The organism is Streptomyces sp. 4N124 (genome assembly GCF_052245395.1).
Classification (GTDB): Bacteria; Actinomycetota; Actinomycetes; order Streptomycetales; family Streptomycetaceae; genus Streptomyces.
Window position 1 is genome coordinate 20,469 of sequence record NZ_JBQQBS010000055.1, and the last position, 25,782, is coordinate 46,250.

Annotated in this window: 24 protein-coding genes, 1 pseudogene and 1 riboswitch; of the genes and pseudogenes, 11 read left to right on the plus strand and 14 right to left on the minus strand. The window is 69.7% G+C overall.

The window, feature by feature from the left end:
* Positions 1-51: 51 nt before the first annotated feature.
* The 3 genes from ACTWQO_RS37960 to ACTWQO_RS37970 form a co-directional block, all read right to left on the minus strand.
* Positions 52-1,539 carry an alpha/beta hydrolase gene (locus tag ACTWQO_RS37960; RefSeq protein ID WP_443241931.1) on the minus strand — a complete coding sequence of 496 codons (1,488 nt, stop codon included), beginning with the start codon at positions 1,537-1,539 and terminating at the stop codon, positions 52-54.
* A 100-nt stretch (positions 1,540-1,639) separates the two neighbouring features.
* A complete protein-coding gene (locus ACTWQO_RS37965) occupies positions 1,640-2,458 on the minus strand; it encodes an ABC transporter permease (protein ID WP_443241932.1) in 819 nt (272 codons plus the stop codon).
* On the minus strand, positions 2,455-3,369 hold the full coding sequence (locus ACTWQO_RS37970) for an ABC transporter ATP-binding protein (protein WP_443241933.1): 915 nt from the start codon (positions 3,367-3,369) through the stop codon (positions 2,455-2,457). The genes ACTWQO_RS37965 and ACTWQO_RS37970 overlap by 4 nt, the downstream gene beginning before the upstream one ends.
* A gap of 133 nt (positions 3,370-3,502) precedes the next feature.
* On the opposite strand from ACTWQO_RS37970, the gene ACTWQO_RS37975 reads away from it, so the two are divergent.
* The 3 genes from ACTWQO_RS37975 (at position 3,503) to ACTWQO_RS37985 (ending at position 9,245) form a co-directional block, all read left to right on the plus strand.
* Complete coding sequence (locus ACTWQO_RS37975; protein WP_443241934.1) at positions 3,503-4,696, plus strand: sensor histidine kinase; 1,194 nt, start codon at positions 3,503-3,505, stop codon at positions 4,694-4,696.
* The gene (locus tag ACTWQO_RS37980; protein ID WP_443241935.1) at positions 4,693-5,346 is read left to right on the plus strand and encodes a response regulator transcription factor; all 654 of its coding nucleotides are present in this window, start codon (positions 4,693-4,695) and stop codon (positions 5,344-5,346) included. Before ACTWQO_RS37975 ends, ACTWQO_RS37980 begins: the two co-directional genes overlap by 4 nt.
* Before the next feature lie 92 nt (positions 5,347-5,438).
* Positions 5,439-9,245 (plus strand): chondroitinase-B domain-containing protein, encoded by a 3,807-nt coding sequence (locus tag ACTWQO_RS37985; protein ID WP_443241936.1) that lies wholly within the window; start codon positions 5,439-5,441, stop codon positions 9,243-9,245.
* Positions 9,246-9,354: 109 nt separating this feature from the next.
* On the opposite strand, the gene ACTWQO_RS37990 is transcribed toward ACTWQO_RS37985, so the two are convergent.
* From ACTWQO_RS37990 to ACTWQO_RS38015, 6 genes are all read right to left on the minus strand, one after another.
* The gene (locus ACTWQO_RS37990; RefSeq protein ID WP_443241937.1) at positions 9,355-10,617 is read right to left on the minus strand and encodes a hypothetical protein; all 1,263 of its coding nucleotides are present in this window, start codon (positions 10,615-10,617) and stop codon (positions 9,355-9,357) included.
* A 132-nt stretch (positions 10,618-10,749) separates the two neighbouring features.
* Positions 10,750-11,742: an ABC transporter substrate-binding protein gene (locus ACTWQO_RS37995; RefSeq protein ID WP_443241938.1), complete on the minus strand. Its 993-nt coding sequence runs from the start codon at positions 11,740-11,742 to the stop codon at positions 10,750-10,752.
* A 12-nt stretch (positions 11,743-11,754) separates the two neighbouring features.
* Positions 11,755-12,522 carry an ABC transporter ATP-binding protein gene (locus ACTWQO_RS38000; protein WP_443241939.1) on the minus strand — a complete coding sequence of 256 codons (768 nt, stop codon included), beginning with the start codon at positions 12,520-12,522 and terminating at the stop codon, positions 11,755-11,757.
* Positions 12,522-13,574 (minus strand): FecCD family ABC transporter permease, encoded by a 1,053-nt coding sequence (locus tag ACTWQO_RS38005; RefSeq protein WP_443241940.1) that lies wholly within the window; start codon positions 13,572-13,574, stop codon positions 12,522-12,524. Before ACTWQO_RS38005 ends, ACTWQO_RS38000 begins: the two co-directional genes overlap by 1 nt.
* Positions 13,575-13,621: 47 nt before the next feature.
* Positions 13,622-13,746: riboswitch (cobalamin riboswitch) on the minus strand.
* Complete coding sequence (locus ACTWQO_RS38010) at positions 13,744-13,932, minus strand: DUF397 domain-containing protein (RefSeq protein WP_443241941.1); 189 nt, start codon at positions 13,930-13,932, stop codon at positions 13,744-13,746. (Overlaps the previous riboswitch by 3 nt.)
* Positions 13,914-14,747, minus strand: a complete 834-nt coding sequence (locus tag ACTWQO_RS38015) for a helix-turn-helix domain-containing protein (RefSeq protein WP_443241942.1) — start codon at positions 14,745-14,747, stop codon at positions 13,914-13,916. The genes ACTWQO_RS38010 and ACTWQO_RS38015 overlap by 19 nt, the downstream gene beginning before the upstream one ends.
* Positions 14,748-14,863: 116 nt before the next feature.
* Here ACTWQO_RS38015 and ACTWQO_RS38020 point away from each other — a divergent pair, with 116 nt between their 5' ends.
* Genes ACTWQO_RS38020 through ACTWQO_RS38040 form a run of 5 tightly spaced genes read left to right on the plus strand, consistent with a single transcriptional unit; the run spans position 14,864 to position 17,562 of the window.
* Positions 14,864-15,070: a hypothetical protein gene (locus ACTWQO_RS38020; RefSeq protein ID WP_301980867.1), complete on the plus strand. Its 207-nt coding sequence runs from the start codon at positions 14,864-14,866 to the stop codon at positions 15,068-15,070.
* Positions 15,067-15,282, plus strand: coding sequence for a hypothetical protein (locus ACTWQO_RS38025; protein WP_301980866.1), 216 nt, complete (start codon positions 15,067-15,069; stop codon positions 15,280-15,282). Before ACTWQO_RS38020 ends, ACTWQO_RS38025 begins: the two co-directional genes overlap by 4 nt.
* A gap of 24 nt (positions 15,283-15,306) precedes the next feature.
* On the plus strand, positions 15,307-15,921 hold the full coding sequence (locus ACTWQO_RS38030) for a DUF1266 domain-containing protein (protein ID WP_443241943.1): 615 nt from the start codon (positions 15,307-15,309) through the stop codon (positions 15,919-15,921).
* A 26-nt stretch (positions 15,922-15,947) separates the two neighbouring features.
* Positions 15,948-16,694 carry a DNA repair protein RecO gene (recO, locus tag ACTWQO_RS38035; protein WP_443241944.1) on the plus strand — a complete coding sequence of 249 codons (747 nt, stop codon included), beginning with the start codon at positions 15,948-15,950 and terminating at the stop codon, positions 16,692-16,694.
* A gap of 34 nt (positions 16,695-16,728) precedes the next feature.
* Positions 16,729-17,562, plus strand: a complete 834-nt coding sequence (locus tag ACTWQO_RS38040) for an isoprenyl transferase (protein WP_443241945.1) — start codon at positions 16,729-16,731, stop codon at positions 17,560-17,562.
* Positions 17,563-17,601: 39 nt separating this feature from the next.
* Here the strand turns inward: ACTWQO_RS38040 and ACTWQO_RS38045 are convergent, their stop codons facing one another.
* The 4 genes from ACTWQO_RS38045 to ACTWQO_RS38060 all read right to left on the minus strand — a co-directional run bounded on the left by ACTWQO_RS38045 (position 17,602) and on the right by ACTWQO_RS38060 (position 20,817).
* Complete coding sequence (locus ACTWQO_RS38045) at positions 17,602-18,018, minus strand: Fur family transcriptional regulator (RefSeq protein WP_443241946.1); 417 nt, start codon at positions 18,016-18,018, stop codon at positions 17,602-17,604.
* A 112-nt stretch (positions 18,019-18,130) separates the two neighbouring features.
* Positions 18,131-19,033 (minus strand): metal ABC transporter permease, encoded by a 903-nt coding sequence (locus tag ACTWQO_RS38050; RefSeq protein ID WP_443241947.1) that lies wholly within the window; start codon positions 19,031-19,033, stop codon positions 18,131-18,133.
* A complete protein-coding gene (locus tag ACTWQO_RS38055) occupies positions 19,033-19,815 on the minus strand; it encodes a metal ABC transporter ATP-binding protein (RefSeq protein WP_443241948.1) in 783 nt (260 codons plus the stop codon). The genes ACTWQO_RS38050 and ACTWQO_RS38055 overlap by 1 nt, the downstream gene beginning before the upstream one ends.
* A gap of 33 nt (positions 19,816-19,848) precedes the next feature.
* Entirely contained in the window at positions 19,849-20,817 is a 969-nt protein-coding gene (locus tag ACTWQO_RS38060) for a metal ABC transporter solute-binding protein, Zn/Mn family (protein WP_443241949.1), read from the minus strand.
* A gap of 160 nt (positions 20,818-20,977) precedes the next feature.
* On the opposite strand from ACTWQO_RS38060, the gene ACTWQO_RS38065 reads away from it, so the two are divergent.
* The 3 genes from ACTWQO_RS38065 to ACTWQO_RS38075 all read left to right on the plus strand — a co-directional run bounded on the left by ACTWQO_RS38065 (position 20,978) and on the right by ACTWQO_RS38075 (position 24,130).
* Positions 20,978-22,360, plus strand: coding sequence for a glycine--tRNA ligase (locus tag ACTWQO_RS38065; RefSeq protein ID WP_210574321.1), 1,383 nt, complete (start codon positions 20,978-20,980; stop codon positions 22,358-22,360).
* A 158-nt stretch (positions 22,361-22,518) separates the two neighbouring features.
* The gene (locus ACTWQO_RS38070; RefSeq protein WP_443241950.1) at positions 22,519-23,451 is read left to right on the plus strand and encodes a DUF4394 domain-containing protein; all 933 of its coding nucleotides are present in this window, start codon (positions 22,519-22,521) and stop codon (positions 23,449-23,451) included.
* A gap of 67 nt (positions 23,452-23,518) precedes the next feature.
* Positions 23,519-24,130 carry a LysE family translocator gene (locus ACTWQO_RS38075; RefSeq protein ID WP_443241951.1) on the plus strand — a complete coding sequence of 204 codons (612 nt, stop codon included), beginning with the start codon at positions 23,519-23,521 and terminating at the stop codon, positions 24,128-24,130.
* 131 nt (positions 24,131-24,261) lie between these two features.
* On the opposite strand, the pseudogene ACTWQO_RS38080 reads toward ACTWQO_RS38075, so the two are convergent.
* Positions 24,262-25,755: pseudogene (locus tag ACTWQO_RS38080) on the minus strand (EamA family transporter); the annotation flags it as partial.
* Positions 25,756-25,782: the final 27 nt, after the last annotated feature.

Consider the following 25,782-nt stretch of genomic DNA (forward strand, 5'->3'; position numbering starts at 1 on the left):
GGCTGGTCGCGTAGTTCCCCGCGCCCCTTTGGGGCGCGGTTGTACCGCCGGCTAGTCGCAGTACGTGTCCTTTCGCGGCCGCTCTCCGGTCGCCAGGAACCTCGACACCATGTCGTCGCCGCACGCCGTGCCGTTGGCCAGGTACGCGTCGTGGCCCGTCGCGTCGTTGACGACCATGACCGCGCGCTTGCCGAGGGCGGCACGCAGCTTCAGGGCGCCGCTCAGCGGGGTGACCGGGTCGCGTTCGTTCTGGATGAGGAGGACGTTGGACGGGCCGCGGTCGGTGATGCGTACCGGTGCCTCGCGCGGGTCGGTCGGCCAGGCGGCGCAGAGCATCGCGTTGCGGGGCATGCCCGCGGTGAGCGGGAACTCGGCCCGGCTCTTCGCGACGTCGTCCTTGTACGCGTCGGCGGACTCGGGCCAGTCGGCGTCGTTGCAGATGGTCCCGGCGCCGACCGCGGTGACGTTCTGCAGCAGCTCCTCCGGCGGGGACGGCGGCGCGGGCGGCACGGTCCCCTTCCGTGCGGCCAGGATCAGCTGGGCCAGGCCCTGGAAGTCGTCCGGGTCGTCCAGGTCGTTCAGCATGGCCTGGCGCAGCTCGTTGCCGTTGAGCACGGGCGGGTTGGCGCCGGGCCAGGGGATCGGCTCGCGGTCGAGGCGGGCGGCCAGGCTCAGGAAGCCGGCCCTCACCTTGGCCGGGGTCGCGGCGACGCGGTCCGGATTGCCGGGCGTGGAAGCCCACTTGGCGAACTCCGGGAACGCGTCCTCGACACCCTGCTCGTGCCCGGCCAGCCAGGCGCGCTGGACCTTGACGGGGTCGGGGTTGTCGTTGCTGTCCAGCACGACGCGGTCGGTGCGGTGCGGGAACAGCTCGTTGTAGATCGAGCCGACATAGGTGCCGTACGAGACACCCCACGCGGAGACCTTCCGCTCGCCGAGCGCGGCCCGGATCCGGTCGAGGTCGCGGGCCTCGTTGACGGAACTGAGGTGCTGGAGCAGCTCGCCGCCGTTGCGTGCGCAGGCGTCCGACAGGCGCTTCGCGGTGACCAGGTTCTCCGTGATGGAGCCGTCGGGGGCGGGCCAGGGCCGGGTCGCCGTGAGAGCGAGGTCGCGGCGTTCGAGGCCGCAGTCGACGGAGGTGGACGGGGCCAGCCCGCGCGGGGCGAACCCGATCAGGTCGTAGGCGTCGCGCACCTTCTTCGGCAGCTGTTGGCCCTTGCCCGACGGGTCGTTCAGGCTGGTGCCGCCGGGTCCGCCGGGGATCAGCAGTAAGGCGCCCCGGCGGGCGGACGGGTCCTCGCTCGGGATACGGGAGACGGCGACGTCGATCGTCGGCCCGTCCGGGTCGGCGTAGTCCATCGGCACCTCGACCGTCGCGCACTGCTGTCGCGGGTCGAGTCCCTTGCCCTCGCACTTCGTCCACTTCAGCGACGTTGACGTGGGGCCGCTCGTGGCGGACGCGGTGAGAGGCGTCACGACGCCGAACACGATTCCGGAGGAGGCGGCGATCAGGGCGAGGCTCTTGGTCATCGGCTTCATGGGTACGAGCCTCGCGGAGCCCGCCCATCCCTCACATCCGGGCAACAACCCACTTCACACGGGGGTTTACCCCAGTGTCCCCGTCAGGGTCACCCCCGACTCACACATCCCGCCGGTCCACGACCACCACCGCGACCACGGCCGCCACCGCCGCCCACGCCGCGAACACCACCCAGCTGCTCGTCACCGTCGTCGGATAGTGCGGCGGATAGATCCGGACCGCCGACTCGCCGTAGGTCACATCGACCAGCCGGGACCAGGCGTTGACGGGCAGCGCGTTGCGGACGGCCGCCGTCCAGGCGTAGCGGTCGGTGATGAAGGTCGGCAGGAGCAGCAGTACGACGGTGATGGCGCCCGTCGTCGTGGCCCCGTGCCGGATCACCGCGCCCAGCCCCATCCCGACCAGCGCGGAGACGGGGGCGAGCAGGGCGGAGGCCAGCAGCAGCGACAGCACGCCCGGGTGACTGACCGGGACGTCCGCGCCCCGGCCGGAGAGGATGGCCTGCGTGGCGGCGAACGACGCGCCGACGACCACGGCCCCGTAGCCGGTCATGACCCCCGCCGTCACCGTCACCTTCGCCGCCATCAGCGCCCGCCGGTCCGGAACGGCCGCGAACGTCGTACGGATCAGCCCGGTCGCGTACTCGCCGACGATCGTGAGCGCGCCGACGCTCGCGCACACCAGGATGAGGATCAGCGCGGCAGCGGCGGTGAACGCGTCCCGCAGCGCCCACTCCACGTAGCCCGCCTTCATGTCCGCGGGCATGTACGGGTAGTTGGCGTAGTGGTTCCGGGCGGCGTTCGCGTTGAAGCCGACGACGGTCAGCGCGCCGATGCCGAGCGCCCAGTAAGTGGAGCGCAGGGAGCGGAGCTTGAGCCACTCGGCGGCCAGGAGGTCGGTGAAGCGGGCGTCCGTCATCGTGGGTCTCCGGCGGTGTACTCGGCGCTGTCGGCGGTCAGTTCCATGAAGGCCGCTTCCAGGGAGGCGGCGCGTGTGGTCAACTCCCGGACCAGGAAACGGTGTTCGAAGGCCAGCTCGCCGACCCTCTCGGCGCTCAGCCCCGCCACCTGCAGTGTCTCCTCGTCGTACGCCGCCACCGCCGCGCCCTGGGACGCCAGTACGTCGGCCAGCGCCCCCGCGTCCGGAGACCGTACGGTCACCGTCGGCGCCGTCCCCCGCGCGGCGAACTCGGCGAGGCTCTCGGCGGCGATCAGCTCGCCCCGCCCGATGACGATCAGCTCGTCGGCGGTGTGCTCCATCTCGGACATGAGGTGGCTGGAGACGAAGACCGTGCGCCCCTCGGCCGCCAGCTTCCGGAACAGTCCCCGCACCCACAACACCCCTTCCGGATCAAGCCCGTTGAGCGGTTCGTCGAAGACCAGCACCGGCGGCTCGCCGAGCAGCGCGGTCGCGATCCCGAGCCGCTGCTTCATGCCCAGCGAGAACCCGCCGACCCGGCGTCGGGCGGCGCCACCACCGAGCCCCACCTCGGCCAGCACCTCGTCCACCCGGCGCGCGGGAATGCGATTGCTCCGGGCCAGCGCCCCCAGATGCGCCCGCGCACTCCGTCCGCCGTGCACATCACCGGCGTCCAGGAGCGCGCCGACGTGCCGCAGTCCACGGCGGTGGCGGCGGAAGGCGTGGCCGTCGACGGTGGCGGTGCCGCCGCTCGGCTCGACGAGCCCCAGCAGCATCCGCAGGGTCGTGGTCTTGCCCGCGCCGTTCGGACCGAGGAAGCCGGTGACGCGGCCGGGGCGGACGGAGAAGGACAGATCACGGACGGCGGTCGTGTCGCCGTATCTCTTGGTCAGTTCATTGACTTCGATCACGGGACCACGGTCGCGCGGTCGGCCGGTGCGGCACATCGGCCGCCCGCTGACACTCGTACGCGCCCGATGTCGACCGTGGTTGTACACCCCCGGTCCGATGACCAGCTCACAGAGCCCGCTCTACGATCCCCTCATGCCCGCCACCGAACCGCCGCCGCCCCTGCACAGACGCGTTCCGCCGGGTGCCTGGGTGGCGCTCGCGTGGATTGCCGGAGAGCTGTTCACCCGCCTCGCACGGGTGCGTCTGCCCGGCCAGGTGGAGCCCGAGGAATGGCCCGCGGCGCAGCTGTACCGCTGGGAGGGGCTGATGAGTCTGGCGCTGTCCGGTGCCCTGGCTCTGTGCGGCAGTCACCTGCTGTCCCGCAGGCCGCTCGCCGCCCTCACCTGGCTCCTGCTGGCCGCGGGTTTCGCGACGACCGCGCTGGGAGAGGCCGAGATACCGTTGGCCCAGTTCCTCGCGGCCATCGTCGCCCTGTACTTCATCGCGGCCTCGCGGGCCCGCCGGACCGCCGCGATCGCCCTGGCGATGGCACTCGGCACGCTGGCCACCTGGCTGGCCGTGCGGCTGCTGTACGGCTGGGTCGTCGGCACCTCGGCCGAACTCACCGTGGCCATGATCGCCGTCATCGCCTGGCTGCTCGGCAACTCCTCCCACCAGGCCCGCGTCCACGCCGAACGGCTCGTGGCCGAGCATGCCGCACAGGTGGTCACCGCCGAACGCCTGCGCATCGCCCGTGAGATGCACGACACGGTCGCCCACAGCATCGGCATCATCGCCCTCCAGGCCGGAGCGGCGGCCCGCGTGGCGACGGCCCGTCCGGAGGCGGCTCTGGAGGCGATGCGGGCGGTGGAGAACGAGGGGCGGGAGACGCTGGCCGGCCTGCGGCGCATGCTGGTCGCGCTGCGGGCGGCGGACGAGGGGCAGAGCGTGACCCCGGCCGGTCTCGCGGACGTGGACCGGCTCGCGGCCACGACGACGGCGGCGGGCGTCCAGGTCGAGGTGCGCCGCGTCGGCGACCCCAGAGCCCTGCCCCCGGACATCGACCTGTCGGCCTTCCGCATCGTCCAGGAGTCGGTCACCAATGTCGTACGGCATGCGGGCACGCGCGCGTGCCGGGTGACTCTCGACTACCGCGCCGACGACGAACTGGCCCTGGAGATCACCGACGACGGCCGGGGCAGCGGCAGTTCGACCGACACGGGCTTCGGGCTGGCGGGCATGAGAGAGCGCGTCGCCCTGCTGCACGGCGAGTTCACGGCGGCACCGCGCCCCGAGGGCGGCTTCCGGGTGACGGCGCGGCTGACGGTGCCGGTGGCGGTCCGATGAGCGTCCGCGTGGTCCTGGCCGACGACCAGCAGCTGATCCGCACGGCGCTGAGCATGGTGCTGGCCGAACTCGACGACGTGGAGGTGGTCGGGGAGGCGGCGACGGGGGAGGAGGCGGTACGGCTCGTGGCCGAACTCGCCCCGGACGTCGTGGTGATGGACATCCGTATGCCCGGGATGGACGGCATCGAGGCCACGGACCACATCACCCGCGACGAGCCCGACACCCGGGTGGTCGTCCTCACCACCTTCGACGACGACGATTACGTCTACGGCGCCCTGCGCGCCGGCGCGTCCGGCTTCCTCGTCAAGGACATGGCCCTGGACGACATCATCGCGGCCGTACGGATCGTCGCGGCCGGCGACGCCCTCATCGCCCCCAGCGTCACCCGCCGCCTCATCCGCGACTTCGCCTCCCGCCCCCAACCAACCGGCTCTCGCCGCGACTTGACGGCCATCACGGAACGCGAACGCGAGGTCCTCACCCTCGTCGGCTCGGGCCTGTCCAACACGGAGATAGCCACCGAGCTGTGCATCAGCGTGGCGACCGCGAAGACGTACATGACCCGCTTGCTGACCAAACTGGACGCCCGGGACCGGGTCCAGCTGGTGATCATCGCGTATGAGGCGGGCCTGGTGTCGGTGAGCTGAGCTTCGGGACCCCTCCCGTCACAGGACAGACACAGTATCTCCGCGAACGGCGCACCACCCCGCGGTGCGCCGCCTCACGGAATTGAGGGCCTATGAGACGCATGTGTCATGCGCTGTTAGTGGGTGCGGTCGCCGTCGGAGTCTCGGGTGTGTTCCACCCGGTGGCGTCGGCCGCCGACACCTCTCCGCTGGAGGTCAAGAACGTCACGGCGAGTCCCGATGACGGCAACGTTCCCGCCAACACCCTGGACAACAACCTGAGCACCCGCTGGTCGTCGCAGGGCGACGGGGCGTGGATCCGGTACGACCTCGGCTCGGCGCAGACCGTCGGATCGGTGTCGCTCGGCTGGCACCAGGGGAACAGCAGGACGAACACCTTCGACGTCCAGCTGTCCGACGACGGATCGTCGTGGAAGACGGTCCTGGCCCGGAAGACCAGCAACGGCAGCACACTTGAACAGCAGAGCTACGACTTCGCCGACGCCTCGGCCCGCTACGTGCGGATCGTCGGCCATGGCAACACGGTCAACGCCTGGACCAGCATCACCGAGACCGACATCTACGGAGCCGACGGCACCGGCGGCGGTGGCGGCGGCTCCTGCGCGTACCCGGCGGACGTGCTGGACCTGACGAACTGGTACATCGGGCTGCCGGTGGGCGAGGAGGAGTCCCCCACCAACGTCTACCAGCCGGAACTCGCGACATACGCCAACGACCCGTGGTTCGTCACGAGCGACGACTGCACGGCCGTCCGGTTCCGCGCCCCGGTCAACGGGGTCACGACCAGCGGCTCCAAGAACCCCCGCTCGGAGCTGCGGGAGATGACGGACTCCGGGGAGACCAAAGCGAGTTGGTCGTCCACGTCCGGCACCCACACGATGGTGATCGACCAGGCCATCACGACGGCTCCCAAGGAGAAGCCGGAAGTCGTGGCCGGGCAGATCCACGACGCCTCCGACGACGTCAGCGTCTTCCGCCTGGAAGGCGAGAAGCTCTACGTCACCGACGGCAACGAAAAGCATCACAAGCTGGTGGACGAGAACTACGAGCTGGGGGAGCGGTTCCAGGCGAAGTTCGTGGTCAGCGAGGGCAAGATCAAGGCCTACTACAACGGCCAGTTGCAGACCACGCTGTCGAAGAAGTTCTCCGGCGCCTACTTCAAGGCGGGCGCGTACACCCAGGCCAACTGCACCAACTCGAAGCCGTGCAGCAGCGACAACTACGGCCAAGTGAAGATCTACGACCTGAAGGTCACGCACGGCGACGGCGGTGACGGCGGCGGTGGCGACGGCGGCAGCGGCGGCGACGGGGACTCGACCGAGGCCGCCAAGCGGTACGGCTGGGGCAACCCGCTGCCGATATCCGATGAGTTCGACTACACCGGCCCGGTCGACCCCGCGAAGTGGGACGTACCGTCGGGCAGCGTCGGCGGCACGCCCCAATGCTGGGCAGGCCACAGCGAAAACGGCCGCCGGTGCGGGAAGAACAGCACCGTCGCGGACGGCATGATGACCATGCGCGGTGAGGCGAACGGCGACACGGGGTGGATCAGGCAGCACGAGCCCACCCAGTACGGCCGGTGGGAAATCCGGTCCCGCTCACGGAACACCGGCTCCGAGGGCAAGCCCTACCACCCGCTGCACCTGATCTGGCCCACCGCGGGCAACCGGCTCGAAAACGGCGAGTACGACTGGGTCGAGTACTCGGACCCCGACGCGCAGTGCCTCGGGGCGTTCCTGCACTACCCGAAGAGCCCGTCGGACAAGAAGGAACAAGAAGACCTCTGCCCCGTGGACATGACGAAGTGGCACAACTTCGCCTTCGAGTGGACGTCCAAGGCGCTGGTCGGCTACGTCGACGGTGTCCAGTGGTTCCGGCTGGCGGACGGCGCGAACGCCGACCGGGGGAACATCCAGGACATGCCCCTGGGGAACCTCGTCATCCAACTGGACAACTTCGCTGAAGAGGGCAGCCCGCGCCCGGCCGTGTTCGAGGTCGACTGGGTCCGGACGTACGACGTCGATGCGGGCGAAGACCCCACGGACCCGACTGACCCCACCGATCCGACCGACCCCGGCGGGGACTCTCCGTTCCAGGTCGCGGACGTCACGGCGAGTCCCGATGACGGCAACGTTCCCGCCAACACCCTGGACAACAACCTGGGCACCCGCTGGTCGTCGCAGGGCGACGGGGCGTGGATCCGCTATGACCTCGGCTCGGCGCAGACCGTCGGTTCGGCGTCGGTCGCCTGGCACCAGGGGAACAGCAGGACGAACACCTTCGACGTCCAGTTGTCCGACGACGGATCGTCGTGGAAGACCGTCCTGGCCCGGAAGACCAGCAGCGGCAGCACACTTGAGCAGCAGAAGTACGACTTCGCCGATACGTCGGCCCGCTACGTACGGATCGTCGGCCATGGCAACACGGTCAACGACTGGACCAGCATCACCGAGACCGACATCTACGGAGCCGACGGGGGCGGTGAGGGCGGCGGGGATCCGACAGATCCAACGGACCCGACAGACCCGACGGACCCGACGGATCCGGCCCCCGTCCGCACGGTCCGTGTCTCGGACTCGACCGCGTTGAAGAGCGCCTTCGGCGACGCGCGGCCCGGCGACCGCATCGTCCTCGCGGACGGCACGTACTCGATCGGCAAGATGACCGGCAAGAGCGGAACGGCCGCCCAGCCCATCACCGTCGTCGCGGAGAACCGCGGCAAGGCGGTGATCGGCGACGGGCAGCTGGAGGTGGCGAACTCCTCGTACGTCACCTTCGAAGGGCTGAAGTTCACGAACAGCAACACCCTGAAGATCACCAGCTCGAACAACGTACGGCTGACCCGCAACCACTTCCGGCTGACGGAGGGGGAGTCCTCGCTGAAGTGGGTGATCATCCAGGGTGAGAACAGCCACCACAACCGGATCGATCACAACCTGTTCGAGGAGAAGCACCAGCCCGGGAACTTCATCACCATCGACGGATCCGAGAGCCAGCAGTCACAGCACGACCGTATCGACCACAACCACTTCCGTGACATCGGCCCCCGCGTGGAGAACGAGATGGAGGCCATCCGGGTCGGCGAGAGCAGCCTCTCCGAGTCGAGCGGATTCACCGTCGTCGAGTCGAACCTCTTCGAGAGGTGCGACGGCGACCCGGAGATCGTCTCCGTCAAGAGCAACGACAACATCGTCCGCCACAACACCTTCCGCGCCTCACAGGGCGTCCTGTCCCAACGGCACGGAAACCGCGGCGCGTTCTACGGCAACTTCTTCTTCGGGGAGGGCAAGGCGGGAACCGGCGGGATCCGCATCTACGGCCAGGACCACAAGATCTACAACAACTACTTCGAGGGCCTGACCGGCACCGGTTTCGACGCCGCGCTGCAGATCGACGGCGGTGACGTGGACACCTCGGGCGCGCTGAACGCACACTGGCGCGTCTACCGGGCGACCGTCGTGAACAACACCTTCGTGAACAACGTGTCGAACATCGAGATCGGCGCCAACTACAACCTCGCCCCGGTCGACTCGGTCATCGCCGACAACGTCGTCACGGGCAGCCGGGGCAAGCTGCTCAACGAGGTCAAGAAGCCCGTGGGCATGACCTACGCCGGGAACATCGCGTGGCCGACCGGATCGGCGACCGTCGGCGTGTCCGTACCCTCCGACTCCGTCAGGGCAGTTGACCCGCTGCTCGCCTCCGACGGATCGCTCTACCGGATCGGTGCGGGCAGCCCGGCGATCGACGCCGGCACCGGCGGCCACGCCTTCGTGACCGACGACATGGACGGCCAGGCCCGAGTCGGCACCATCGACGCCGGCGCCGACGAACGGTCGTCGTCCACGGTTACGCGAACCCCGCTCACCGCGACGGACGTAGGCCCAGGCGCCGCGTAAGACGCGCAAAAGCACCGGTGGCGGGTAAAACCCCGCCACCGGTCGCGCCCCGATAGGGGCGCGGGGAACTGCGCGACAAGCCACGACGGCGCCGCAGCCGCGCAACGACCTATCGCGGCACCCCCGCGGAGCGCTGGGGGAGGTGGACCTCTGTGCCGTCGTCCGTGTAGACCAGCGCGGCATAGGCGCTGACGCGATCGGGCACGATCCCCGCGTCGGCGCTGACCGTTCGTCCCGTACGCCCGTCGACGACGAAACCTCCGTCCTTGCCCTTGGCGTAGAACCGATCCTTGAACTCGGCTTCCACGGTGGCGTTCCACTTGCCCGGGCCGTCCCCCGCCGCCCGGCGCCACAAGACCTTGCCGGCCTGGTCCACCGCGAGCGCGCCGTCCTGCTTCGAGGAGCACAGCAGGACCGTGCCGCCGTCGCCGTGCAGGCAGCTCATGCCCTTGGTCAGCCCGGCCCGCTTGGACAGGACGAAGTCGCCGGTCGCGATCTCGATCAGCCGCGCCTGCTTGCTGTCGTCGTCGAGTTTGGCCAAGGGCGTGTCGTTCGACTTGACCGCCCAGGTGGCTCCGGCGGGCAGCCCCTTGACCCACAGGTCACGGCCGCTGGACGCGGCGACACCGGCCACCGAGTACTGCTCGTCCGGCTCTTCGCGGAACCCCAGAACGGCGTCGCCGTATCCGGCGACCGTCCAGAAGTCCGCACGCTGCCACAGCATTTGGGGCTGCTTGGCGTCCAGGGAGACCGCGAAACTGCCTGTCGTGTAGTCGTCCTCCGTCCAGGTGACGCTCACCACGCCGTCCCCGGGCTCGACCACGAGCGCGCCGAGCTTGCCGGCCGGGTCACCGTAGATGTCCACGGGCAGCCGCCAGATCGGCTTGCCGTTGTCCGCCCGGGCGGCGATCACCTCGAACCCATCCTGCGCCGAACCGCTGCCCTGCTTGGCGAGCTTGACCGGCACGGCGGCGACCACAGCCGGTACACCGCCGATCTCCACCGGCACAGGGAACGACACGCGGCTACGTATCATCTCGGCCTGCTTCTTGCTCATATCGCCTGGCGCCGGCAGATCGTACGTGGGCGTGTTCTTGGTCTTGATGTCGGTGACGGCCTTGCCCGTGGCCAGGTTGTACATCGTCAGGCCGGACGCGTGCGTGAGCCAGGCCGCACGCCCGTACAGGCTGAGGGGAGGGAAGCCCTTCGGGCCCGTCGGCAGGACATGCGCCGCCTTGCTGTCGAACGCCAAGGGCGCCGCAGCCCGTGGATCGCCGCTGAGGTCGAGGGCCTTCCGGGTGGGCGAGCCGGAGGCCTCCGGACTGTCGCCGTCCCCGGACGAGCCTGAGGTGCACGCGGCCAACAGAGCCACTGCAGCCAGAGCGACGACACCTGCACGTACCGGACTTCGACTTCTCATCCGACTCTCCGCGTTCCGTGACCTGTACTGCTGACGGGCGCAGATTCGACCACGGGCGAGCCGGGACCGGTCCCGGCCTCCGGGTCAGGGCGTCGTCGTCCGCAGGTACTCCCCGAGGCGGGCGATCGCGGACGGGTTCCGCGGACTCTCCACCAGGTCGACGTAGTCGAGGGTGAAGATCCGCTTGTGCTTGATGGCGGAGACATTCCGCAGCGGGGCGTAGGACAGCAGGAACTTCTTCTTCTGCTCCGCGCTCACGTCCCCGTAGTCGCAGATCACGATCACGTCGGGGTTGCGTTCCACCACGGTCTCCCAGCCGACCGTCGTCCAGGAGTCCTTGAGGTCGTGCATCACGTTGCTGCCGCCGGCCTCGCTGATGATCTGGTCGGGCGCGGCGTAGCGGCCGGAGGTGAAGGGCTGGTCCTCGCCGCTGTCGTAGAGGAAGACCTTGGGGGAATCGGACGGAGCCTTGGCCTTCACCTCCGCCACCTCGCGTTTGAAGCCGGAGATCAGCGCCGCCGCCCGCTTCTCCACGCCGAACAGCTTGCCCAGGTTGGTGAGGTCCTCGTACAGCGCGTCCAGCGGCGGCATGATGCCCCGCGAGGTCTCCGTACGGCCGTTGCGGCAGGACTCGGTGAGGATGTACGAGGAGATGCCGAGCTTGCGCAGGGCGTCCGGGGTGAAGTCGCTGTCCTCGCGGAAGCCGTAGTTCCAGCCGGCGAAGACCCAGTCGGCGCGGGCGTCGAGGACGTTCTCCTTGGTGAGCTGGTCCTTCGACAGCCACTTCACCTTGTCGTAGCCGTCCTTCCACGGCACCGCGTCCAGGTCTCCCTTGTCGTCGGGCATCGCGAACCCGGCCATCCGGTCCTCCAGGCCGAGCGCGAACATCAGCTCGGTGATCCCGACATCGTTGGTGACGACCCGCTCCGGGACCCTGTGGTATGTCACATTGCGCCCGCAGTTGGTGAGGGTGACGGACGCCGCGGCCTTCGAGTCCGGCGAGGGCTCGACCTCGGCACCGCAGCCCGTGGCGAGGGCGGCGAGGCAGAGAGTGGCGGCAACAACGGGCTTACGCATGCGGGGAGTTCCTTAATCCGACGGCGGGAGAAGGTCGAAGAGCAACTGCACGGCACCCGTCTCCGGATGCCGGACGGGATGCGCGCGCACGCCGAACACCTCGGCGAGCAGGTCCGGGCGCAGGACGTCGTGCGGCGGCCCGGCTGCGACGATCCGGCCCGCCGAGACGACGTACAGCAGATCGCAGTGCGCGGCGGCCAGGTTGAGGTCGTGCAGCGCGGCCAGCACCGTCAGGCCGCTTGCCCGGACCAGGGACAGCACGTCCAACTGGTGGGCGATGTCGAGGTGGTTGGTCGGTTCGTCAAGGACCAGCACCTGGGGGCGCTGGGCCAACGCCCGTGCGATGAGCACGCGTTGCCGCTCCCCGCCCGACAGGGCCAGGAAGCCACGGTCGGCCAGATGGTCCACGCCGGTGGACCGCATCGCCTCCGCGCAGATCGCCCGGTCCTCGGCCGCCGTACGGTCCCGGTGCGGCAGCCGCCCCATCCCGACCACCTCGGCGACGGTGAAGTCGAACTCCGAGGACGACTCCTGCGGCAGCGCGGCGAGGCGCCGCGCGGCGGCGCGAGGATCCAGCGTGTGTACGTCGTCCCCGTCCAGCCGTACGACCCCGGCAGCCGGCCGCAGCGCCCGGTACACGCACCTCAGCAGCGTCGACTTCCCGCTCCCATTGGGCCCGACGAGCCCCACGAACGCCCCGCTGTCCACGGTGAGCTTGATCTCGTCGACGAGCCGCTTCCCGGCCGCCTCGACCGTCACGCCCTCCACATCGAGCCGCATCAGCGCCCCCCGAACGCATAGCCGCCGCGCCGCATCAGCAGCAGGAAGGCCGGGACGCCGACCACCGCAGTGATCACCCCGACCGGCAATTCCGCGGGCGCCAGCAGCAGCCGGGACAGCACATCCGCCCACACCAGCAGTACGGCCCCGGCGAGCGGCGCGACGGCCAGCACCCGCCGGTGATCAGCGCCCACCAGCATCCGTACGACATGCGGCACCATCAGCCCGACGAACCCGATCGCCCCGCTGACCGCCACCACGGTCCCGGTCACAGCCGCCGTGACGAGGAACAACTCCCGCCGCAACCGCCCGGGCTGCACGCCCAGCGTCGCCGACGTCTCGTCCCCCATCGCCAGCGCGTTCAGGGCCTCCGCCCGCCACCGCAGCCACACCCACCCGGCGACGACGGTCACGGCGGCGATCGGCACCCGTGGCCACGTCGCCCCGCCCAGACTCCCCAGCAGCCACATCATCGCCGACCGGGCCGCCTCGCCCCTGGCCGCGCCGAACACCATCACGGTGGTCAGCGCCTCGAAGCCGTACGCCAGCGCCGTCCCGGTCAGGATCAGCCGCAGCGGCGTCAGCCCGTGCGTCGCGGAACGGGCGACGGCGTACACGATCGCCATCGCGACCAGCGCCGAGCAGAACGCCGACACCGACAGCGCCCACACCCCGAGCCCCGCGAACGCCCCGAGCAGGATGACCGCGTTGGCCCCCACAGCGGCACCGGACGAGATCCCCAGCACGAACGGATCGGCCAGCGCATTGCGCACCATCGCCTGCACGGCCACCCCGACCGTCGCGAGCCCCGCCCCCACGACTGCGGCGAGCACGACACGCGGCAGCCGGATCTCCCAGACGATCGTGTACGACGCCACGTCCGCGGCGTGGATGGTTCCGCCGGTGAACCCGGCCCCGAGGAAACGGATGACGTCGCCCCAGCCGACTCCGGCGGCCCCCAGCCCGACGCCGGCGACAAGGGAGACGAGGAGCAGGATCGCGAGGGCAGCAACCAACAGCGGCACAGGTGTTCGGCCTGGAGAGGGGCGCACGCTCGGCGGTCCTTCGCCTCGGCTCGCAGTCCTCGGCGAGCGGTCAATGGGCTGGCAAACCGCCTGCGGGTAATCGGGCTTGCGCGTCGGCCCCAGGGGGCCACGCACACACCGTTGCGGGTCAGCGCCGGACTCTCACCGGACTTCCCCCGCAGGAGGCTCGGGGAGACTAGCAGGCGCGGATGAAAGCCGCCCAGGCGGTGGCGCCGAGGAGGATGACGGGGCCGTCGGCGACTTTGCTGTCGCGGACCGGTACGACGCCGGGGATTTCGTCGCCAACCTCGACGCAGTCGCCGCCTTGGCCGTTGCTGTAGCTGCTCTTGCGCCAGTGGGCGTTGCTCAGGTCGTACTCGCGCATCGTCTGAAGTCCTCAGCCGCCGATTCGAGCAGGGCCAGGGACGCCGACGGCGACAGTGCGGCGCCCCTGAGCAGATCGTATGTGCGCTGGGTGCGCTTCACCATGGCCGGGTCGTCGATGAGCGTTCCCGAATACTCCGTCTCTGTATAGGCGACCGGCGGTGCGTCCTCGAACTCCATGAGCTTCAGGGACCCGCCCATCGACGCATGCGCTCCAGCCGCGAACGGCACAACAGTCACCCACACCTTGCGCTCGCGCATCAGTGCCGCGATGTGCTCCAGTTGCTTGGCCATGGCCTCCGGGCCGCCCACCGGGCTGCGCAGCACGCCCTCATGCAGGATCACCCAATACTCCGGCCTTGTAGCGTCCTTGAGGATGTGCTGGCGCTCCAGGCGGGCCGTAACTTTCTCCTCCACGTACTCGTCGGTGACGAACGGGTTGGCCGCGATGGTGACCGCCCGCGCGTAGGCGGCCGTCTGCAACAGGCCCGGCACCACAGTGGGCGCGAACTCCGCAATCTTCGTTGCCGTCCGTTCCAGTTCCACGACGGCCGCAAAGTAATCGGCATACCGTTTGTCGTCGATGAGCTTCCGCCACGCCCGCTCGAAAATACCGTCGGTTTGCAGTACCTCATCAATCCGCTGGGCGATATCCAACTGCGGCTTTCGAATCGCCTGCTCGAACTGCCCGATATAGGCGCCCGAGACGAAGACGCGCGCCCCCAACTCGACCTGAGTGAGCCCCCTGTCCTCCCGGTGCCGCTTCAGTTCCGTGCCGAAGAACTCCCATGCCGCCTGACGTGAACCGTTGGCCACAGTTCAACCCCCTTGTACTGCCCCGCACTTGTAGAGCACAGACTCCTGCCGAGTGTAGATGTGGTGCGCCACCCTTGAGTTGCGAAGCGTAAAACCCGAAAAGGGAGGGGAACCACGTGAAGGCACAGCACTCGGCGCTCTGCGTCGAAGAGGCGGAGGAAGCAGTGAAGGAATTGCGGGCAGCATTGAAAAACGCAGGAATCATTCTGCCGTCCCTGCGGATCGACCCGGCAAGTCTCGCGCGGGAGGCGCCCTGTCCGCTCGTCGAATTGGGCCGCTGTTCCGTGGAGGCCGCGCAGCGACTCACGGCGGTTCTGCGGTGAGGCCGCCGGTCGGGTCGTATGTCGTGGACACCCGCAACGGGAGGCTCGGCATCGTCATGGGGCATGAGGGGCCCTATGTCCAGCTGAGACCGTACGGCGGCGGCAGGGAGTGGGACGCGGAGCCGGGCGCGGTGCGCCGGGCCACCCCGGCCGAGCGGCTCAGCGCGGCGACGGCGTACGCCAACGCCCGCAGTCGGGGTGAGGTGCCTTGACGGCGTGAATTAGGGTGCACCGCCATGGCGATATGGGACCGGCTCAAGCCGAAGGCGGAGCGCAAGTACCCCGTTCCGCTCACCATGCATCAGTTGTGGATGGTCTCGCTGAGCGCGCCGGTGAGCCGGGACCGGGACGCCTCGCGGACGACTCTGTATCCGTTCAAGCGGATCGAAGACGACAGAGCCCGGCGGTGGCTGGCCGACCAGTGGGAGATCACCTCGCGCGAGCAACTGGTCGGCCGGCTCGGCGGGCTGGCGCGTACCGGATACCGGGTGCAGGCGTACCGGCTGCTCGGCGTCGAGCCGATGGCCTGGGACGCCGCCCTGTACGTCGACATCGCCCGGCGCGGCTTCGGCTGCGGGATGATCTCGGAGTACGAGGCCTGGACCGCGCTGAAGAGCCTTGTCCCGGCGGTCGTGCGGTCGTACGCCTCCTGGAACGAGTACGCCGACCACTATCTGCTCGGGCGGATGGTGTGGCGGGACGGACTCCAGGGCACGCCGGACGCCGCCTTCCTCGCCCCGCAGGCGGCGTCCGACGCGCATCTGAGGCGCCTGCTGGACCCGGCGAACAAGACCAGCCCCTGGAACCTCGCCCCCTGGGACACCATCAGTCACCCCGACCGCACCCGCTGACCCAGGGCGTACGCGAGAATGAACCCATGAGTCTCTTCCGGGACGACGGGGTCGTGCTGCGGACGCAGAAGCTGGGCGAAGCGGACCGCATCATCACCCTGCTCACCCGCGGTCACGGGCGGGTACGCGCCGTGGCCCGCGGGGTGCGGCGGACGAAGTCGAAGTTCGGGGCGCGGCTCGAACCCTTCTCCCATGTGGATGTGCAGTTCTTCGCGCGGGGGAGTGAGCTGGTCGGGCGCGGGCTGCCGCTGTGCACACAGAGCGAGACGATCGCTCCGTACGGTGGCGGGATCGTGAGCGACTACGCCCGCTACACCGCCGGGACGGCCATGCTGGAGACCGCCGAGCGTTTCACCGACCACGAGGGCGAGCCGGCGGTCCAGCAGTATCTGCTGCTCGTCGGCGCCCTGCGCACGCTCGCCCGGGGCGAACACGCCTCCCACCTCGTCCTGGACGCCTTCCTGCTCCGCTCGCTCGCCGTCAACGGGTACGCGCCCAGCTTCAGCGACTGCGCGAAGTGCGGGCTGCCCGGGCCGAACCGGTTCTTCTCCGTGGCCTCCGGAGGCTCCGTCTGCGTCGACTGCCGGGTGGGCGGGAGCGTCGTACCCTCGCCGCAGACCCTGGACCTCCTCGGCGCGCTGCTTACGGGAGACTGGGAGACCGCGGACGCGTGCGAGCCGCGGTATGTGCGGGAGGGCAGCGGGCTGGTCTCCGCCTACCTGCACTGGCACCTGGAGCGCGGGCTGCGCTCACTCAGGTACGTAGAGAAGTAGCGAAACCGGCACGGAGCGAGGAGACGAGAAACACATGGCCGTACGCGGGTTCCTGGGGCGCCAGCGCCGCGAGTACAAGACACCGGAACCGCACCCGTCCGGTGCCCGCGCGCCGAAGCTCCCTGGCGAGCTGATCCCCCGCCATGTGGCGATCGTCATGGACGGGAACGGACGCTGGGCCAAGGAGCGCGGGCTGCCCCGCACGGAAGGCCACAAGGTCGGCGCCGAGCGCGTGCTCGACGTGCTGCAGGGCTCCATCGAGATGGGCGTCGGAGCGATCTCGCTCTACGCCTTCTCCACCGAGAACTGGAAGCGCTCGCCCGACGAGGTGCGCTTCCTGATGAACTTCAACCGCGACTTCATCCGCAAGAGCCGCGACCAGCTCGACGAACTGGGTGTCCGGGTGCGCTGGGTGGGCCGGATGCCCAAGCTGTGGAAGTCGGTCGCCAAGGAGCTCCAGATCGCCCAGGAGCAGACCAAGGACAACGACAAGCTGACCCTGTACTTCTGCATGAACTACGGCGGGCGGGCGGAGATCGCGGACGCCGCGCAGGCGCTGGCGGAGGATGTGAAGGCCGGGCGGCTGGACCCGTCCAAGGTCAACGAGAAGACCTTCGCGAAGTACCTGTACTACCCGGACATGCCGGACGTGGACCTCTTCCTGCGCCCCAGCGGCGAGCAGCGCACCTCCAACTACCTGCTCTGGCAGAGCGCCTACGCCGAGATGGTCTTCCAGGATGTGCTGTGGCCGGACTTCGACCGGCGTGACCTGTGGCGCGCGTGCCTGGAGTTCGCCTCGCGGGACCGGCGGTTCGGCGGTGCGATCCCCAACGAGGAACTGCTGGCCATGGAGGGCAGGCAGGAGTGAACGGCTCTGGGGCGTCCCGTGCGGGGCGCCCCAGGTGCGTTACCCGTTGGCCGCCGCGCACTCCGCACAGGTGCCGAAGATCTCCACCGTGTGCGCCACGTTGACGTACCCGTGCTCCTCGGCGATCGCGTCCGCCCACTTCTCCACCGCCGGGCCCTCGACCTCGACGGCCTTGCCACAGACGCGGCAGACGAGGTGGTGGTGGTGTTCGCCGCTGGAGCAGCGGCGGTAGACGGACTCGCCGTCGGAGGTGCGCAGGACATCGACCTCACCGGCGTCGGCGAGGGACTGCAGGGTGCGGTAGACCGTGGTGAGGCCGACGGAATCGCCCTTGTGCTTCAGCATGTCGTGCAGGTCCTGCGCGCTGCGGAACTCGTCGACCTCGTCGAGCGCCGCCGCCACGGCGGCACGCTGCCGGGTGGCTCGGCCCTTCACCGGCTGTCCAGCGGTCGTCACCGGTTCCTCCTTTTTGCTCGGTCGCCTCCGGGCGCTTGCGCCGGTGTCGACCGAGCGACTCACATCTGCGCTTGCCGTGCCGGGCCATTGTGCCAGCCCGACATGTGCGCGGTCAGACTCCTACCTTTCCGTCCCGTTCCCGGCTGGCCGGAATCGCACACTCCGCAGGGTCTCCCACGGGGTGGGCCGCGGCCAGGGCCCGCGCGCGGCGCCGGGCCAGCGGAGCCGCCGTCGCGGTCAGCACGATGAACGCGCCGATGGTCAGCAGCACGATCGTCGCGCCGGGCGGCACGTCCTGGTAGTACGACGTCACCGTCCCGCCGATCGTCACGGTCACCCCGATCGCCACCGCGATGGCGAACGTGAGCGCGAAGCTTCGGCTGAGCTGCTGCGCCGCGGCGACCGGCACCACCATCAGCGCGGACACCAGCAGCAGCCCGACCACGCGCATCGCGACCGTCACCGTCACCGCCGCCGTGACCGCCGTCAGCAGGTTCAGCGCCCGCACCGGCAGACCCGTGACCCGCGCGAACTCCTCGTCCTGGCTGACCGCGAACAGCTGGCGGCGCAGACCCAGGGTGACCAGCACCACGAAGGCCGCCAGCAGACAGATCGCCGTCACGTCCTCCTCGGAGACCGTGGAGAGCGAGCCGAAGAGGTACGAGTTCAGGTTGGCGTTGGAGCCGCCCGGGGCGAGGTTGATCAACATCACACCGCCGGCCATGCCGCCGTAGAAGAGCATCGCGAGGGCGATGTCGCCGCGGGTCCGGCCGTACCAGCGGATCAGCTCCATCAGCACCGCGCCGATCACCGCGACCGCCGTCGCCATCCACACCGGCGAGGTGGAGAGGAGGAAGCCGAGGCCGACGCCGGTCATCGCGACATGGCCGATGCCGTCGCCCATCAGGGCCTGGCGGCGCTGGACGAGGTAGATGCCGATCGCGGGGGCGGTGATGCCGACCAGGACGGCGGCGAGCAGGGCCCGCTGCATGAAGGCGTAGTCGAGGATCTCCATCAGCTCAGCAGTCCCGTGCGGATCGGTTCGGCGTCCTGCGCCGCGTGCGGGTGGACGTGGTCGTGACCGGGCAGCGCGTGCTGGCCGACCGCCTTCGGGGGCGGGCCGTCGTGCAGGACACAGCCGTCGCGCAGGACGACCGCGCGGTCGATCAGCGGCTCCAGGGCGCCCAGTTCATGCAGGACGAGCAGGACCGTCGTACCGGCTGCGACCTGCTCCGTGAGCGTCTGCGCCAGCACCTCCTGGCTCGCCAGGTCGACGCCCGCCATCGGCTCGTCCATGATCAGCAGATCGGGGTCGGAGGCGAGCGCGCGGGCGATCAGCACCCGCTGGTGCTGGCCGCCGGAGAGCGCGTTGACGGAGTCCTTGGCGCGGTCCGCCATGCCGACCAGTTCCAGTGCGTGCCGTATCGCGTCCCGGTCGGTCTTGCGCAGCACACCGAAGCGGGTGCGGGAGAGGCGGCCCGAGGAGACGACCTCGGTCACCGTCGCCGGGACACCGCCCGCGGCTGTCGTGCGCTGTGGGACGTAGCCGACCCGCGCCCAGTCGCGGAACCGGCGTCGCGGGGTGCCGAAGATCTCTATCTCGCCGCCGGACACCGGGACCTGGCCGATGATCGTGCGCACCGCGGTCGACTTGCCGGAGCCGTTGGCGCCGAGCAGCGCGACGACCTCACCGTGGCCCACGGTGAGGTCGATGCCGCGCAGCACGGGGCGCGAGCCGAGCTCCGCCGTCACGCTCCGCAGGGATATGACGGGGTCGCCGGCTTTACGTGCCGTCATGGCGTGCGCCTCCGAACTGCTGGGTGCTGCTGGTCACTTCGCGCCGAGCGCCTTCTCCAGGGCCGTCAGGTTCGCCTGCATGACCGCGAAGTAGTCGTCGCCCTTGGACTTGTCGGTGATGCCCTCGATCGGGTCGAGTACATCAGTTTTCAGCCCGGCGTCGTCGGCCAGGGTCTTGGCCGTCTTGTCGGAGACCAGGGTCTCGTAGAAGACGGTGGTCACGCCGTCGGCCTTCGCCTCGGTCTGGAGCTCCTTGATCCGCGCGGCGCTCGGCTCGCTGTCCGGCTCCAGGCCGGAGATGGCCTCCATGGTCAGGCCGTAGCGCTCGGCGAGGTAGCTGAAGGCGGCGTGGTTGGTGAAGAACACCTTGGTGTCGGTGTTCTTGAGGCCGGTCTCGAAGTCGGTGTTCAGCGTGTTCAGCTTCGCGACCAGGTCCACGGTGTTCTTCCGGTAGTCGGCCGCGTTGTCCGGGTCGGCCTTCGCGAGGGCGGTGCCGACACCCTCGGCGACCTCGGCGTACTTCACCGGGTCCAGCCAGACGTGCGGGTCGAGCGTCGACTCGGACGCTTCCTCCTCGGCGTGCTCTTCCTCGCCCTCATGGGCGTGGCCGGTCTCGCCGTGGTCCTCCAGCTTGGTGAGGGTCGCCGCGTCGATCTTCGTCTTGACCTCGGACTGCCCCACCGCCTCGTCGACGGCGGGCTGGAGGGACTTGAGGTACAGCACCGCGTCGGACTCCTGGAGTGCCGCGGTCTGCTTGGCGCTGATCTCGAGGTCGTGCGGCTCCTGGCCGGGCTCGGTCAGCGTGGTGACGTTCACATGGTCCCCGCCGATCTGCTCGGCGAGGAACTGCATCGGGTAGAACGACGCGACGACGTCGAACTTGTCCGTGCTGCCGGCGGCGCTCGCGGTGTCACTGCCGCTGTCGCTGGAGCAGGCGGAGAGGGCGGCGAGACCGAGGGCGGTCACCACGGCGGTGGGTATCAGACGACGACGTGCGTTCATGACAGTCATTTTCAATGAATCTGGAAACGATTGTCAACAAACGTCCGAGGTGGCGCTGAGCACAACCCGATTTGGTTGAGGGGGAGGCTCCGCCGGTAACCTGAAGCATTCGCTGGAAGCACCTCGCTTCGTCGCCCGTCGTCGTAATGAAGAGAGCACCGTGGCCGCCGACAAGATCGACACCATCGTCAGCCTGAGCAAGCGCCGTGGCTTCGTATTTCCCTGCAGTGAGATCTACGGCGGACAGCGCGCCGCCTGGGACTACGGGCCGCTGGGTGTCGAGCTCAAGGAGAACCTCAAGCGCCAGTGGTGGCGCTACATGGTGACCTCGCGCGAGGACGTCGTCGGTATCGACTCGTCCGTGATCCTGGCCCCCGAGGTGTGGGTCGCCTCCGGCCATGTCGCCACCTTCACGGACCCGCTCACCGAGTGCACCTCCTGTCACAAGCGGTTCCGCGCGGACCACCTGGAGGAGGCGTACGAGGCCAAGAAGGGCCACCTCCCCGAGAACGGCCTCGCCGACGTCAACTGCCCCAACTGCGGCAACAAGGGCCAGTTCACCGAGCCCAAGCAGTTCTCGGGCCTGCTCTCCACCCACCTGGGCCCCACCCAGGACTCCGGCTCCATCGCCTACCTGCGTCCCGAGACCGCGCAGGGAATCTTCACCAACTTCGCCCAGGTGCAGACCACCTCGCGCCGCAAGCCGCCGTTCGGCATCGCGCAGATGGGCAAGTCCTTCCGCAACGAGATCACGCCCGGCAACTTCATCTTCCGCACCCGCGAGTTCGAGCAGATGGAGATGGAGTTCTTCGTCAAGCCGGGCGAGGACGAGACGTGGCAGGAGTACTGGATGGAGCAGCGCTGGAACTGGTACACCGGCCTGGGCCTGCGCGAGGAGAACATGCGGTGGTACGAGCACCCGAAGGAGAAGCTCTCCCACTACTCCAAGCGCACCGCTGACATCGAGTACCGCTTCCAGTTCGGCGGCAACGAGTGGGGCGAGCTGGAGGGCGTGGCCAACCGCACCGACTACGACCTCGGCGCCCACTCCAAGGCCTCCGGCCAGGACCTCTCCTACTTCGACCAGGAGGCCGGGGAGCGCTGGACGCCGTACGTCATCGAGCCCGCGGCCGGTGTCGGCCGCGCGATGCTGGCCTTCCTCCTCGACGCCTACATCGAGGACGAGGCGCCCAACGCCAAGGGCAAGATGGAGAAGCGCACGGTGCTGCGCCTGGACCACCGCCTCGCTCCGGTGAAGGTCGCGGTGCTGCCGCTGTCCCGGAACCCCGAGCTGTCCCCGAAGGCCAAGGGCCTCGCCCAGGCGCTCCGCCAGAACTGGAACATCGAGTTCGACGACGCCGGCGCCATCGGCCGCCGCTACCGCCGCCAGGACGAGATCGGCACGCCGTACTGCGTGACGGTCGACTTCGACACCCTGGACGACAACGCGGTGACGGTGCGCGAGCGCGACACCATGAAGCAGGAGCGGGTGTCGCTGGACCAGATCGAGGGCTACCTGGCGGGTCGCCTGATCGGCGCGTAGCTCTCCCCGGTGCTGTCCGAAAGCCCCGGTTTCGTTACGGACGTAACAGACGTAACGGAACCGGGGTTTTTCCCATCCAGTGCCCATCCGGCTCCGAAGAGGGGACATGCGCGGCCCGCAGCGGGCGGGTCGCGGTGAGAACCTTCACGGGGGCACCAATGCGCAAGCAAGCAGTCATCGCCGCGTCCGTCATGGCACTGGCCATCGGCACCGTCGGCTGCGGAGCGATGGGCGACGGGGCGGCGAAGGCCGAGACTTCCCCCACCGCCATCGAGAACAAGGGCGGCCTGATCGGTGCCGGCGCGGCGCAGAGCGACCGGCTCACCGCCATCGGCCTCACCGCCGACCAGCGGCTCGTCAGCTTCCGCACCGACCGTCCTGACCGCGTCCTCCCGCTCGGCAAGGTGAACGGCCTCCAGGGCGACACCAAGCTCGTCGGCATCGACTACCGCGTCCAGAACGGCAAGTTGTACGGCGTCGGCGACCGGGGCGGCATCTACACGGTCCGCGAGATCGGCGCGAAGGCGAAGAAGGTCAGCCAGCTGAGCGTGGCGTTGCAGGGCGGGTCGTTCGGCGTCGACTTCAACCCCGCCGCCAACCGCCTGCGCGTCATCAGCGACACCGGCCAGAACCTCCGCCACAACATCGACGACCCGGCGGGCGCTCCGGCGGCGGGTACGACCGCGACCGACGGCACCCTGACCAACCCGCCGGTCCCGCCCGCGACGGTGGGCGCCACGGCACAGGGCGTGACGGGAGCGGCGTACACGAACAACGACCTTTCCCAGACCACCGCCACCACCCTCTTCGACGTGGACACGGTCAACGACCAGGTCTCCGTCCAGTCCCCGGCCAACGCGGGCAACCTCGCCCCCACCGGCAAGCTGGGCGTCGACGCGGGCCCGAGCGCGGGCTTCGACATCTACACGTCCACGAGGAGCGGTTCGAACACGGCGTACGGCGTCCTCAGCGTCGGCGGGGACCAGCGGCTGTACCGCGTGGACCTGCTGAACGGCTCGGTGACGCGGGCCGGGACCTTCGACGGCGGCCGGGCGGTGGTGGACCTGGCGCTGCCGCTGAAGCAGGGCTGAGTGGTCCCCGTACGGGCCGGTTGATTGGTCCTGTACCGGTCCGGGGCGGCCCCGACAGGGTGGCGGCATGAGCATCGCGTTCCTGCTGACCACCCTGATCGTGGTCGCCACTCCCGGTACCGGCGTCGTCTACACCCTCGCGGCGGGGCTGTCCCGAGGCCGCCGCGCGAGCGTCGTCGCGGCGGCCGGCTGCACCCTCGGCATCGTCCCGCACATGCTGGCGACGGTCACCGGAGTCGCCGCTCTGCTGCACACCAGCGCGACGGCGTTCCAGATCCTCAAGTACGCCGGTGTCGCCTACCTCCTCTACATGGCGTGGGCGACGCTGAAGGACCGGGAGGCGATCGCGGTGGACGATCAGCAGGCTCCCCTCTCCGCGGGCCGGGTGATCGCCCGGGGCGTGCTGATCAACATCCTCAACCCGAAACTGACGATCTTCTTCTTCGCGTTCCTGCCGCAGTTCGTGACCCCGGGGGAGCCCAACTCGGTGCTCCGGATGCTCGCACTCAGCGGCGTCTTCATGCTGGCGACCTTCGTCGTCTTCGCGGCCTACGGCATCCTCGCCGCGTCCGTCCGCAGCCACGTCACTTCCCGGCCGAGGGTGATGACGTGGCTGCGGAGGAGCTTCGCGGGGTCGTTCGTGGCGCTGGGGGCGAAGCTTGCGTTCACCGCGCGGTAGCGATCGACTGCGGCGCCGTCGTGGCTGGTCGCGCCCACGCGGCGGAGCCGCAAATCGACACAGCCCCGCGCCCCTTCGGGGCGCTGATGCTGGGCCACGGTGAACAGGCGGTCGGCGCCGGGGGTTTCCAGTTCGTCGAGTACGGCGACCGCCAGATCCTCCGCGCTGATCCAGGAGCGGCCGTCGGCGGCCGTGAGCAGGGTGTCGGTGCCGCGCCGGTAGTGGCCGGTGCGCTCGCCGGGGGTCAGCAGGGCGGGCGGCGCGAGATAGGCCCAGTCGCCGCCGTGCCCTTCGCAGGCCCTCAGTTGAGCCACCCCGGCCGCGGCTACCGGCTTCACCTCTTCCGGCACGTACACCGAGTTGTCGGCGACCAGCAGCTCACGGTCCTCCGGACTGCGCAGCACCCCCGCGCCGCCCACCACGAGGGTGCGTATCCCGGTGTCCAGCACCGCACGGGTCGTACCGACGAGGAAGTCCTGGTCGACGGGATCGGTCCGCACGGCGACCACGACGGCGTCGGTGCCCGCGAGGGCCTCGCGCAGGGCGTCCGTGTCGTTCGCGTCGACGGCGACGGACGTGACGTTGCGGTTCTCGTCGGCGGGCTTCCGGGACAGGGCGCGCACGTGGTGTCCGCGGGCGACGGCCTCGGTGATCACCCGGCTGCCGACCATGCCGGTGGCGCCGAGCACGGCGATCGTCAGGCTTGTCGTCTCTGTCGTCCCTGTCGTCCTTCTCGTCATGGACTGCGCTCTCCTTGTGTGCGGGGCGTTGAACTGTGCGGCCAGCAGGGCGGCCAGGGCGAGGGTGAAACCGAGGGCCTGGAGCGGGTTCAGGGTCTCGCCGAGCGTGAGGCCTACGACGGTGGCGACCAGCGGGGACAGCAGCACCAGCGGGGCGGACGCTCTGACCGGCAGCTTCCCGATGCCGCGGAACCACAGCGTGAACGCGATCAGCCCGCCCATGCTGCCGAGCCACAGATAGCCGGCGACGGCCTCCGAATCGATCGACGGCGGCGTCCCCTCGAACACGACGGTGAGGGGCAGCAACACCAGCCCGCCGACTGTCAGTTGCCAGCCCGCCAGGGTCATCGGACCGACCCCGGCGGGGCGGCCCCAGCGCTTGGTGAGGACGACTCCGGCCGCCATGCCCGCCGTACCGCCGAGACCGGCGAGTACGCCCACGGCGTCCAGCCGGGCCTCGGGCCCGAGCACCACGAGCCCGACGCCGACCACACCGAGCACACCCCACGTCCAGGTCCAGGCGGTTGGCCTGGTGTGGAGCACCGAGATGGCCAGCCCGGCGACCAGCAGCGGCTGGACGGCGCCGAGCGTGCCGGCGACACCGCCGGGGAGCCGTTCGGCCGCCACGAAAAGCAGGGGGAACAGGGCACCGATGTTGAGGGTGCCGAGGACGGCGGCCTTCCACCACCAGTCGCCGCGCGGCAGGACACGGGTGAGCGCCAGCGCGAGCAGCCCGGCGGGCAGGGCGCGCAGCAGCGCGGCGAACAGCGGATGCCCGGGCGGCAGCAGCTCTGTGGTGACGGCGTACGTGGTGCCCCAGGAGGCCGGGGCGAGTGCGGTCAGGGCGACGGTCGCCGCGTGCTGCGCGGACGGGTTCCTCTGCATGGGGTGCAGTCTCGGCCGGACCGCATC